Genomic DNA, 12028 nt, shown 5'->3' with positions numbered 1-12028 from the left:
CTTGAGATTACCAGTAAACAAATGAAATTTACTTAAGTCCTCTATGAGCGATTTTCGGACGTTAAATTAGGTCGCTTTGACTCAATCAACTTAACTGCAACTTCCCCCATCGTATTGCCAATAATTTCTGGCTCTTTATAAGTAGGATTATATTGAGCATTGAATCTATCTATGAAAGCGGCACTTAATCCAGCGCATAAAGCACCATGAGTATCCCAGTCATGGGCTGCCACTAATGTCACGTCATGCGAAGCAGTATTTAACTTTTTAATCGCAAACTGATATGCATCTTGGGATGGCTTAAAAGTCTTTGCGCTTTCAACTGAAATTGCGTTATCGAAATAATCGGTTAATCCAGCATTGTTTAACTGAGATCTAAGTAAAGTTTCAGATGAATTTGAGAAAGCAACAAGTTTGAAACCCTCACTCCTTAATAAAACCAATGCAGGCTTAATATCATCATGGGCAGGTAAGTTTGCTAGCGAAGATATAATGTCGCTACGTTGCTCGGTAGTTAACGATTTATCCAATCGACCCGCGAGTGTATTTAAATTCGCCAAAGCTAAGTCTTTAAAGTTCGTTTCCACCTTGGTTGTTAAACATACTGTAGATGAATGCAGTAGCATTGAAAACCAAGTATCCAAGAATAGTTCATTGCCAAAGTACTGCTTAAACTTAGGCTTTAATTGCCCTAAATTTAAGATAGTCTCATTGATATCAAACAAGATAATTTGTTGCGGCATGCTCACTTCCTAGGAAATAATAAAGTACTAAAATGGGTAGTTGCTAAATATCGCTTCTATTTTTTCGTCTAATAACTGCTTATCACTATTCATTTTCGCAAATGTGCGTAAACCTGCGATCTGAATCTGTATGTGTTGAACAAGTGACTGTGAATCTTTATCTTCACTGACTTCACCACCAGCTTTAGCTTGCTCAATTAAAGCAACCATTTTATCAGCTATTTCACCAAGATGGTTTTTAGTCACATCAATAAGCTCTTGATTTTCTTCGGTCAATTCACCTAAGGTTTTAGATAGCATGCATATACCATTTGGCGCATTAGTCTGTGTATCAATTACTTGCGCTTTAACAAATGCTTTAAGCGTATCTATGGGCGAGCTATTTTGCTCTGCAAAGCTTTGCATTTGAGCCAATCCCATATCGGTATAATTTCTTAATGCTTCTTTAAACAAGCCATCCTTACTGCCAAATGCTGAATATATGCTACCGGGACGCATATCAATCTCATCTTGTAAATTGCGCATTGAAGTAGCGTGAAAACCCTTCTTCCAATAAAGATTAGTTGCTTTGTCTATCACCTCTTGGCGATCAAATTTTGCTGTCTTTGCCATTGCATCTACCTATAAAGACTTCTTGAACAATCGTTCAATTATAGGTTTCTATCTAGCTAAGGTAAAGCGATATTTGAGTAATAACGCACCAAGGAATTGTCTGAAAATTTTTATATTTTTTATTTTTAATTAATTCAGAAAGATAGGATCAAAACAATAAATATTTGAACGATCGCTCAATAAATCACTTGAACGATCGTTCAGGTTGGTTTAAAGTACACCACATCGACGAGGCGCATTAGCAATATTTGATATAGAAACGCCACATATACATGACATACGGGTTAGGCAATAACCCAAAATAATTGGAGCAAATAAAATGAGCAAATTTACATTTCACACAGTAGAAACAGCACCAGAGAAAAGCAAAGCAATGTTAGAAGGTGCAGTTAAGCAGATGGGTGCTGTACCGGGTTTGTACGCAGCTATGGCAGAGTCACCTGAAACATTAAAAGCTTACCAACAGTTACACCAGTTGTTTATGTCAACTTCATTTAATGAAGAAGAGTTAACTGTTGTTTGGCAAACCATTAATGTCGAGCATGAATGTACTTTCTGTGTACCAGCTCACACTGCAATTGCACACTCTATGAAAGTTGACCCAGCATTAACTGAGGCATTACGTAACAGCGAGCCAATGCCTACAGCTAAATTACAAGCTTTACATGATTTTACATTAGCTATGGTACGTGAGCGAGGCAACGTATCAGACGAGCAAATGGAAGCATTTTTTGCAGCAGGTTATGGCCAGCAACAAGTGATTGAGATCATCCTTGGTTTATCGCAAAAGGTGATTAGTAACTACGTAAATCACGTTGCAAAAACACCTGTAGGCCCGCTTTTTGAACAATTTGCTTGGACTAAAAAAGCATAATTGATCTAAATCCCTTAATGTAATTTCAGTTGAATCTGGCTGGCCCAGTAGGAGTATGAATATGTCTTTTAACTTTAAACAAAAATATGGTGGTTGGGCACTAGTAACAGGAGCAACCTCTGGTATTGGTCAGGAAATGGCGAAGCAACTAGCCGAAGATGGCATGAACCTCGTTTTAGTGGCTCGTCGTGAACAAGAGTTAAAGGATTATGCTCAATTACTGGCAACCCAGTATTCAGTTGATACTGATATTATCGTGGCAGATCTTTCTACCCTAAATGGCGTCGATAAAATCAAAGCGACACAGCACGATATTGGCTTAATCGCCTTATCTGCTGGCCTTGAAACCAACGGTGCATTTGAAAAGCTGGACTTAGAAGCTGAACGTCGCCTGTTGCACGTGAATGTGAATTCGGTAATGGAATTAAGCCATCACTTTAGCAATACCATGATTGATCGCGGTAAAGGGGGCATTTTACTTGTTGCCAGTATGTTTGGCCAAATGGCTTCTCCTTACTTTTCAACTTATGCCGGATCTAAAGCGTTTGTGATTAATTTTGGTCAATCACTTTATGGCGAGCTGAAATCCAAAGGGGTTGATGTCAGTATTTTATCACCCGGCTTAACGAAAACTCCTATGGCTACAAGTACAGGCGTTAATTGGAAAAAAGTGCCGATGGCAGCAAGATCACCAGAAAAAGTAGCGAAGGTCGGTTTGCAAGGTTTGGGTAAACGCGTTTTGACCGTACCGGGCATGCGCAACAATATCATGGCATTTATGGCAAATTTGACACCACGTAAAATGATGGCAATAGCCATGCAAAAAATCTTAAACGGTGCGTTGGACGCCAAACGACTATAGGTCTTCTTTTTAATTAAAGCTTGCGCCACGCAAGCTTTATTCTTGGAACTGAATGATGAATAAAAAAATTAAACTCGACATCATTTCTGATGTTGTTTGCCCTTGGTGCATAGTAGGTTTTAACCATTTAAATGCGGCCATTGAAGAGTTGGGTATACAGGATAAAGTTGAAATACAATGGCAACCATTTGAACTAAACCCGGATATGCCACCTGAAGGTGAAGAATTACGCGCACACGTTGCCAGAAAATACGGCTCTTCACGGGAAGACAGTGATCGCGCAAGAGCAAATATTACCCAAGCCGGTGCCAACTATGGGTTTGAGTTTAACTATTTTGACCAGATGAAAATGGTTAACACCTTTAATGCCCATGTGTTGCTCGATTATGCCCACTCAGTAGATAAGCAAATGGCGTTGAAAATGCGTTTATTTTCTGCATTTTTTAGTGAGCAAAAAGATGTCTCAAATCAAAAGGTATTAATTGAAGAGGCAAACGCTGTAGGTATTTCGACTGAGCAAGCATTAGCGGCACTGAACAATGATGAAATCAAACAAAAAGTTAGGTCGCTCGAAGCGCAGTGGCAGCAACTAGGTGTTAACGGTGTACCAACAGTTATTTTTAATCGCAGTAGTGCATTAACAGGTGCTCAACCACAAGAAAACTTTAAGCAGGTATTGCTAGAGCAACTAGCACAAGCAGGAATATAGTTGTATGTCATTAGATTTTTACTTAAGTCTGAGTGCACTGCTTATTACCGTTATTGGTGCCAGCCATTATTTTGCAAAAGTGAAGCAAAGACAAACACCAAAACGACCAGTAATGTTTGTAAGTGCGCTTATGATTGCCTCGCTATTAAGTATTGCTGCACTTTATATAACGTTTACAACATTCACAATTTGGTCTTTAGCCGTTGTGTTGATGTCGAGTATGCCGTTAATAATGACGGCTGTATTTGTTGTTACATTTAAAGAGTCGAAACCACCACTTGGCAATATACAAGTAAAGGTAGGTGATAAGTTAGCGCCATTTGTAACAACTCGCACAGATGGTTCGATATTCAACTCTGAATTGCTAAATGGTCAACGCGTATTATTGAAGTTTTTTAGAGGCTCATGGTGCCCTTATTGCAGTACTGAGTTAAAGATGTTTGAAGAAATGAAACCACTCTTTGATTCATACCAAGTAAAGGTGGTTGCGTTATCTAATGACGATCACGTATCCGCGAGTAAGCACCAACAAAGAGATCACTTAACTCATACGTTACTGTCTGATCCTCAATTAAAGGTTATACGTCAATTTGGTGTAGAGCATCACAAAGCCTTAGGTGGTGATAGCACATCGAGCAAGACGATTTTTGGCTTGCCGTTTCCTATGGTGATGAAATATAAACCGATGGCGATCCCAACGACTTTATTAATCGACGAAAATGGTATTGTTCAGTGGATAGACCAATCTGAAGACGTCAGATTTAGAGCGAGTGAAGATAAACTCGAAGCGGCTTTAGAAAAAGTTTTCTATACCGTAACTTAATAGAGATAGACCGACCATTTAATTGGTCGGTTTCTCATATCAAGTCATTACTACTGCTATCAGCAATATTTATTGGAACATCGCTCCCCAAAGGTTTTCTGCACCCTTATTCATATTTGCAAAAATGGCATCTCTAAACGCAACCACGCGTGAAGCTATCATTTTTCGGTCTGTCCACACCAGATAAGCGGTGCCTTTAGGGCACTCCACACTAGGTAAAACAGGCACTAATTTATTTTTCTCCGTTAGCCGCTCTAAGGCTGTCTTTGGCAATAAGCATATGCCAGCCCCTGCAATAGCCGCCTGAATATTTAAGCGCAAACTATTTATCGCATACTTGGGTTTTACCGGTAACTTGAATGATTTACCACCTTCTTTTAACGCCCAGTAAGGAAAATTATTGCCTGCCAGTAGTCGGTGTTTTAATAATTCTTCTGTCGATACAGGCGCTTGATGTTGCTTTAGATAGTCTGGTGATGCGGCAAGCGCCAGTTCGGCTTCAAATAGTCGTTTTTGAATTAAGTTAGGCGCTGTTGCAGGTATTGTTACAATGGCTAGATCCATTTGCTCATCAATAAAGTTTGCTGCATCTGAAGCGAAATGGACAAAAATATTAACCTGAGGGTGCATTTTCATAAATTCGATTGCCAGCGGCTGCAAAAAGAAATCAGCAAACGGCTCTGGGCAAGAAATGTGGATATCGCCTGTTAACTCTCCTTGGCTATTAGATAAGCTGAGCCACTGCTCATCAAGTTGGGCAAATACCCCAGAGAATTTGCTATAAACTTCTTCACCTGCATTGGTAAGTCTGAAATTTTTAGCATCACGATGAAGTAGTTTTTCATTCAATTGCGCTTCTAAATGAGCGACAGCACGTGAAACTGTTGGTGCTGACGTTTTTGCTTTAATGCTAGCAGCAGCAAAGCCACCACATTCAACTGACAGGCAAAACCAATATAAATTAGTCATTTGTTTACTGTTTATCATGCATTAACCTTCATACCTCTCAATTCATAGGTACATATATGTATCCTTAAAGTGCATTATTGTCTATTTTTGAATCCATAGCGAGCGTTTAAAATAACCTCATTGATTAGTCGCATTGGCTAAATACGTAAATAGATTTGGAGTGATTAAATGAAAAAGTTCCCACGTAAATTTCAATACCCTTTAATGGTGTCAATGGTGCTACCTACAATGTTATTTGGCATGTCAGGCATTATGGCTTACCGCAACTTACCACTTGGCGGTGATTTTCTGAGTGCTTGGGGTGCGGCAATAGCGCAAGTTGTTCCGCCTGCACTGCTGCTTCTGGCTGTGGTCGCGCCTACAGTTCGATTATTTGTAACCAAGTTTTTATTACAACCAGAAGAAGCCTAAGCTTTTAAAATTCAATTAGCAGAGGTCAATATTATGAGCACTCAAATTCTCTTGGAAGTTAGTATGATTAGCGCAATGGCTTTAGTGACGATTGTCTATTTTATCCGCTCAAAGGACAGTGAGAGCAACAAACTTCAAGCCTTTATCATTGCATTACTCGGTGGTTTTATGGTGTTAGGTGGTAGCGCAAAATTTTTCCTGCCATTTTCCGACATGTTTGCCGCTCAAATTGAGTTGAGTGGATTACCTTTTCCAACACTTGCCAAATTTGCAGGACAAATGGGAGAAATAACCGCAGGTATTATGTATTTACTGGTATTGACGAAAGGTAAATTGATATCGACTAAAATAGCAGAGCTAGCTTTTAATGGCGCGACTTTTTTAACATTAGTTATTATGTCTGTTGCTATATTTGTGCATTTATCACCCAGTGTTCCTGCTGAAGTTTTACCATTTCAGTCAAAGCCACCAGTATTAACTGTGATTGTTATGATGATTTCTACTGGTTTGTTCATTGCTAATAGAATTAAACGTTGATAAATCTACATTAGCTTTTATTGTGCCAATGTCTGTTGTTGGCACTTTTGAGACCCTATTCGACTGACTGAACCTCAGATAATGTGACAGAAAAAGTAAAAATCGGAGTTTTCAGTCTCGTTAAAAGTCAGTGTTGTAGCACTTCAACAGATGAGACAGTCTCAAGCATTATGCGTGGTCACATATCAGTAACACTATTCACTTGTGATCAACAATAAATGTTGACAAAGTGAATTTAACAATAAGTACTAATAATCGAGGACAAAAGGAAATGTTGAAACTGGCAAATCGATGGGCTGGAAAAATTTATGGCACAAATACTGGCAATGTCTTTTTAGAGCTTAATCAAGATGAAAGTACATTATCTGGCACTCTAAAGATTATGGATGATATTTTTGGCGTATCGGAATACTCGTGTAATGGAACTATTTCGGAAGGTGAAATTACACTTTGTTGCGAACCATCTGCGATGGTTGAAGGTATGGAGCTTGGAGAAGTCACTATCTTAGCTTTTATCAAGCAAGACGGAAGATTAACAGGTGATTGGTCTTCAGAGATAGGAACTGCTGGAACGTTCAATATATTTCCTCATAATTTAGATGATAAACAAAGCAAAAGCGATATTCCTGAACAAATATTTAATAAGACTATTTCTATAGGTTCACTTAGGTTGTTTAAAGAAGATATTATTAATTTGATTAGCTTTATGAAAAAAGACTTTGTTGAAGGTAGAGTTATCGTAACCTATTCTCAAAGAGGTTCAGAGCTAACTAAGTTTGCTGATGACTTTCTAAATGACTCTGATGAGCTAAATGAATTAAATTACTTCAAAGCCGTAGTTCAGGAGCCTGAAGCACATGGAATAAACCGAGTTGCTGTTGTTGAATTGTTCGTGTCCGGCATTAGTGAAATTAGAGTCTCTGGAATTAACGAGTCTTGGGTATTAGGTAAGGCGGAATCAATTTATCAAACTTTAAAACCTAAACAAAACCACTTTGTCACAACATACAAAAAATATGGGTTGAATTTAAATGGAATAATATTTTTCTCAATGTTAGTTGTCATTCCAGAAATAGTGACGATTGAGAATAGAGCTATTTTCGTATTGGTCGTTTTTCTCCTGCTAAATATTTTACTTTTTGTCCATGCAAAAATAATTCCTAACACACTAATTTATATGCAAGAAAATAAGCCTAATTTCTTTCAAAGAGTTTGGCCAACGCTTGTTTCTTGGTTGGTTGCAGCAAGCAGTTCTGTTGCCGCAGCATACATATTTATGGTATTAAAAGGTGGGAATTAATAGCTAAGCAATTGAATTTATTGTGTTCCTCGTAGGATTTTTATGAAACTGAAACAAAAGCCCTCCCTTTAATTACAAGGCTTTAGAAGCAAAAGTGGCCACTCATATTGATGAGTAGCCACAGTTTGACTTAATAGCCCGCGCTAAGCGTGGTTTTTTATTATTCAATGTTGCTTAACTAACTGGCGTTTTTGCTTATCCCAACACCAGTAGTTTTCGGCCGTGATATGTACCCCACCTCGCCAGAGGCTTGGTTTTTGTTTTTCTTCGGGAACTAACACTCCTTGCAACGCTTTAAGGCCAGCTTCACTAATTTGATAGCTAGCCTGCATGTCCCAACTCTCACTACCTTGGTAATCAATGTTTAGGTAAGCAGGGCTATGTGTTGAAAGGTAATGCAGCTCTTTAGTTAACCAGATGTCACCGAGAAATGGTGCTTCTTCTATGCTTTGCAAATTAGTGAATAGTCGGCCTAATTTGATTTCAGCTTTGGCCATGATTTGCTGATAGCGTTGCTCGGCCAACGATAGGTCCTCACCCTGATATTGAGCTTGTTGGCGAAGGTTACTTAACAAAATGGGCAGCTCTGTTTTTGGCTCCGCCAAGGATTTCAGAATAAGCGTTTGAGTGAGGCTTAATCCATTATCTAGCCACGGATACTCTTGGGCAAAACGGGTTAAAGCATTTGCCATAAATGGTAGAGAAATTAAAGGTTTGGAAAGTAGCTGGTTGAGAGGTTCTGGAGTGTTAGCCGCGATGGCCTGCCACACGGTTTTACCTAAGTCGAGCTGTTCGATACTAAGCCTTTGGCGCTGTGGGTATAGCACCTCAAGCTGGCTAATCGACAAGTTTCCTAAGCCATGGAAATAATCAACATCATCGTGCTCGCCAATACAAATAAGGTAAAATTGCTTAACTTGATCTTGGTGTTTAGCTAGATGATATAAACATTCTGCCAACTGTAGCTGATCGTAGAGATCGTGTTCAAACCACAATACAATTTCATTGTATTGATTCAAGTTATCCAAGATAGCTTGGCGTTGAGCAAAACCCTCTAAGATCTGCTGTTCACTGATTTCTATCGCGGGTAAAGGGCTGGGCAAGCACATAGTCTCATAAATATAACTTGCCCTAGCCTTTAGGTAAGCTTGCCCTTCGGCTGCTATAATTGGCCCATCATGCAACACATCTCGCCAGCACAGTATTTCCCCTTGAACTTGCTGTGACTCACTAAGCATGTCACCAACGCTATCGCCATTGGTAATGTGTAATTGCATCTGCAGCTCCTAGTTTTAGTTTGCCTCAGCTTAGCAAACTAAGCCAGCTGAACAAACCGCACTAAGCATCATTAAGTAAAGGGCTTTCTAGCTCTGGTTCTTGCTCGTCAAGCTCCTGCTTAATTTCAGCATCCAAGCGCCAAATAGCCTGCCAAACTAAATCGGTAGTGGTGGCGGTATCATCTACCCCATGCACCAGCTTAATTTTATAATCTACGTTATCAGAACCGATGCTATCTACATCGATATAAACCCGATTAACCGCTTCAATGGCCATAAGTGCGGCTTCTAAGCGCGGGATCACCTGTAATGGCTCTAGCTGCTTATTCACAGAGGCTGAAAAGCCCCCGGTAACAATTTGTCCACTGCTGCTCACATTGTTTAAGTTGGCGTTTGCAAGTGTATTGTTGGGTATGGAATACAAAGTATTATCGGCGGTTTTAACCTTGGTGGTACGCCAGTTCATATCGATGACTTCCCCAACAATTGGGCCACCATAACTACCTAAGCTGATCCAATCGCCAAGTTTAAAGGGCTTCTCTAAGCTAATCGCAATACCTGAAAATATATTTACAAGGTTTGACTGCAAAGCCAAACCTAAGATCATTGCCACTAATCCCGATGTCGCCAATAGGCTGGTTAGCTCGCGTTGATAAACAAAAGACAGAATCGCAAATATTGCTCCAATGTAAGCCAATCCACGAGTTAAGTGACGCATAATTCGCGGAACTTGTCGGCCGCTGCGTTTTTCTATGGGATCCCACAGAATTACGTCAATCAATAAGGCTAAGGTTGAGGCAAACAATAGCCACCACAATACATCGAAACAATTACTGGCAAACAACTGATTAGTATTTGGATAGGCTTGTGCTAACCAATCTAAAAACAGAGGCTCAGCCGAAGCTATAAACAAGGCATATAGGATTTTGTTGCCTAGTCCGTAAGCTCTGGATAGCTGGCCTAGTAGTTTAAAGTCCAATATCAAAGCGTAGAACAGCCACGCGAGCACGCTGCTATAAAAGATAATCTGCTGCCATTGTGCTGGAATGCGCCCTCTTAGGCTTAGTACATTTTCTTGTACCGGCGTTAGTGAGTTAAACCGAGAGAACTCCACCGCTTGTCTGTCTGAATGCAAATACTTGGGATCGCCTAAGCTACGCTTGCGTAGGGTATCTTGAAACGACAAAGTACTGCTTTGGCGCCACTGGCTGGTATCAAACTGCACTTTATGACGATTAGCTTGGTTTTTATGTAAGCTGGTTTGGCCTAGCCCAACAATGTCGGATACATAAATTAGCTCACTTCTCGGTAATGTTGCATGCCTAAAGCTCACTCCCAGTTGGTATTCACCAAAGGCAGCTCTGCCGGGTTTTGCATCTGCTAAAAAGGTGCCCTCTACTTGATAAAGCTGATAGGTGCTTTGGCTAGTAAAGTTTGACTCTATTGGTTCTTGTAAACTTAAATCACCCACCGAGTTTAAAAACACGATATCTTCTGCGTTTACCCCAGGCGTGCTTCTAAACCAAAGATTAAACTTGGCTTTAAAGGTCAAATCTAGGGTGGAGAATTCACTAATGTTTTGCATTTCAATACCGGTATACACCACATCGGTACGGCGCATTAAATTATCATCACTCACATCTTGCAGTTGGATCGGCGCAGAAACAAAGGCTCCTCCACTAAACAAGCCTACTTGCATCGGGCGCAATACATTGCCTTGCGAATCAAAATACATTGAGTGGGTTAAACCCTGAACAGCACTGTTGGGTGAATTGAAACTGGCCAAGTGATTTTTAACTGCCGCCCTTTGGCTCGCCACATTAAGTTCGCTAAACTCATCAGCCCCGCCTACCTCACCGCTTGCTGCATCTATTGCGGCTGATACGATAGTTGCCGCATCATAATAAGCCGCTGATACACCACTAGGTTCATAAGCAAAATCTTTTAGAAAGCTTTGGTAAAACAGTTGAGTTGATTCACTGGCTACATCAAACAAGATAGGGCTAACCGCGAACACCCCATTGGTATAGTAACCAGAGACTTCTCGCTCTTGGCTTCGATGTTTAAAACGCTCTGGGAAGCTTTGTTTACCAATAGAAGAACTGCCGATAAACAACCAATTTGGATGTTGCTGTTTTAAGTGGCTAACCAGTGTTTCGCCTTCAACATCGTGCACAGCTAAGAACACCGCTCCAGTGTGACTAAATTCACTAATTTTTTGGCTTATTACTTCTGCTTGTTTAGCGATGTCTTTCTTTAAATCCACACCTAGACTCAAAGATTGAATGGCTAACACTTCGGCCCGGTTAAGAAAAGAATCAGCCAATGACTCACCAAATTTATCTTGGCTATAAATTAATACAGCTTTGTCTTTAGCTAAACTCGCAACGTAGTCAGCAACAAACTTACCTTGTAGTTGGTTATCTGGAATAACCCTAAATGCCCAATCATTATTCTGAGTGATCTCGGTTGCGGTGGCTGAGCCCCCAACTATTGGCAAGCCTGCACGCTGATAAATACTGGCGGCCTTAATCGAGGTAGCTGAAGCTCGATGCCCTAATACGGCGACTACATTGTTAGTTGCAGCGAGTTGCTTAGCAATTAACAGCGCTTTGTTTTTGTCATTAGCATCATCATATTGCTGAACAACAATGGCCACTTGGTTATCTTGGCGTTGGCTATTATGCAAATCGGCATAAAGCTGTGCGCCGTGAACCATTGATAGGCCTTTATCAGCTTCTTTGCCCGACATAGGCCCAACCACAGCCAGTATTAAACTATTTGTTCCACTGTCGTTTACCCACCGCTGCAAGTGCTCAAAACTGGTTACTAAGGCGCTTGCGACAACACATAAACAAGCAAGTGCAAGTATGCGTCTACGTAAATTCCATTTAATGGCCAAAACAGTCTT

12 protein-coding genes are annotated in these 12028 nt (G+C 40.3%); 7 read left to right on the top strand and 5 right to left on the bottom strand.

Annotated elements, in window-relative coordinates; translation table 11 throughout:
- Positions 1-41: 41 nt before the first annotated feature.
- Positions 42-743 (bottom strand): haloacid dehalogenase type II, encoded by a 702-nt coding sequence (locus G6R11_RS13710; RefSeq protein ID WP_163133633.1) that lies wholly within the window; start codon positions 741-743, stop codon positions 42-44.
- Between the two features lie 27 nt (positions 744-770).
- The gene (locus G6R11_RS13705) at positions 771-1355 is read right to left on the bottom strand and encodes a TetR/AcrR family transcriptional regulator (RefSeq protein ID WP_163133632.1); all 585 of its coding nucleotides are present in this window, start codon (positions 1353-1355) and stop codon (positions 771-773) included.
- Between the two features lie 319 nt (positions 1356-1674).
- Between G6R11_RS13705 and G6R11_RS13700 the strand changes: the two genes are divergently transcribed.
- The 4 genes from G6R11_RS13700 (at position 1675) to G6R11_RS13685 (ending at position 4623) form a co-directional block, all read left to right on the top strand.
- A complete protein-coding gene (locus G6R11_RS13700; RefSeq protein ID WP_163133631.1) occupies positions 1675-2229 on the top strand; it encodes a carboxymuconolactone decarboxylase family protein in 555 nt (184 codons plus the stop codon).
- Positions 2230-2290: 61 nt separating this feature from the next.
- Positions 2291-3091, top strand: a complete 801-nt coding sequence (locus G6R11_RS13695) for an SDR family oxidoreductase (protein ID WP_163133630.1) — start codon at positions 2291-2293, stop codon at positions 3089-3091.
- Between the two features lie 52 nt (positions 3092-3143).
- Positions 3144-3800 carry a DsbA family oxidoreductase gene (locus G6R11_RS13690; protein ID WP_240352471.1) on the top strand — a complete coding sequence of 219 codons (657 nt, stop codon included), beginning with the start codon at positions 3144-3146 and terminating at the stop codon, positions 3798-3800.
- Positions 3801-3804: 4 nt separating this feature from the next.
- Positions 3805-4623, top strand: coding sequence for a peroxiredoxin family protein (locus G6R11_RS13685; RefSeq protein WP_163133629.1), 819 nt, complete (start codon positions 3805-3807; stop codon positions 4621-4623).
- A gap of 69 nt (positions 4624-4692) precedes the next feature.
- Here G6R11_RS13685 and G6R11_RS13680 read toward each other — a convergent pair whose 3' ends face one another.
- On the bottom strand, positions 4693-5610 hold the full coding sequence (locus G6R11_RS13680; protein ID WP_163133628.1) for a LysR family transcriptional regulator: 918 nt from the start codon (positions 5608-5610) through the stop codon (positions 4693-4695).
- 150 nt (positions 5611-5760) lie between these two features.
- Here G6R11_RS13680 and G6R11_RS13675 point away from each other — a divergent pair, with 150 nt between their 5' ends.
- The 3 genes from G6R11_RS13675 (at position 5761) to G6R11_RS13665 (ending at position 7840) form a co-directional block, all read left to right on the top strand.
- Positions 5761-6003: a DUF2798 domain-containing protein gene (locus G6R11_RS13675; protein WP_163133627.1), complete on the top strand. Its 243-nt coding sequence runs from the start codon at positions 5761-5763 to the stop codon at positions 6001-6003.
- Positions 6004-6036: 33 nt separating this feature from the next.
- The gene (locus G6R11_RS13670) at positions 6037-6540 is read left to right on the top strand and encodes a hypothetical protein (RefSeq protein ID WP_163133626.1); all 504 of its coding nucleotides are present in this window, start codon (positions 6037-6039) and stop codon (positions 6538-6540) included.
- Positions 6541-6811: 271 nt separating this feature from the next.
- On the top strand, positions 6812-7840 hold the full coding sequence (locus G6R11_RS13665) for a hypothetical protein (protein WP_163133625.1): 1029 nt from the start codon (positions 6812-6814) through the stop codon (positions 7838-7840).
- 164 nt (positions 7841-8004) lie between these two features.
- Here the strand turns inward: G6R11_RS13665 and G6R11_RS13660 are convergent, their stop codons facing one another.
- Together G6R11_RS13660 and G6R11_RS13655 are read right to left on the bottom strand one after the other, a co-directional pair.
- Complete coding sequence (locus tag G6R11_RS13660) at positions 8005-9117, bottom strand: DUF1835 domain-containing protein (protein WP_163133624.1); 1113 nt, start codon at positions 9115-9117, stop codon at positions 8005-8007.
- Between the two features lie 61 nt (positions 9118-9178).
- Complete coding sequence (locus G6R11_RS13655) at positions 9179-12019, bottom strand: ABC transporter substrate-binding protein (protein ID WP_163133623.1); 2841 nt, start codon at positions 12017-12019, stop codon at positions 9179-9181.
- Between the last annotated feature and the right edge of the window lie 9 nt (positions 12020-12028).

Source organism: Agarivorans sp. Alg241-V36 (assembly GCF_900537085.1).
Classification (GTDB): domain Bacteria; phylum Pseudomonadota; class Gammaproteobacteria; order Enterobacterales; family Celerinatantimonadaceae; genus Agarivorans.
The sequence above is the reverse complement of the archived record's forward strand: the minus strand, read 5'-3'. Positions and strand labels throughout refer to the sequence as shown.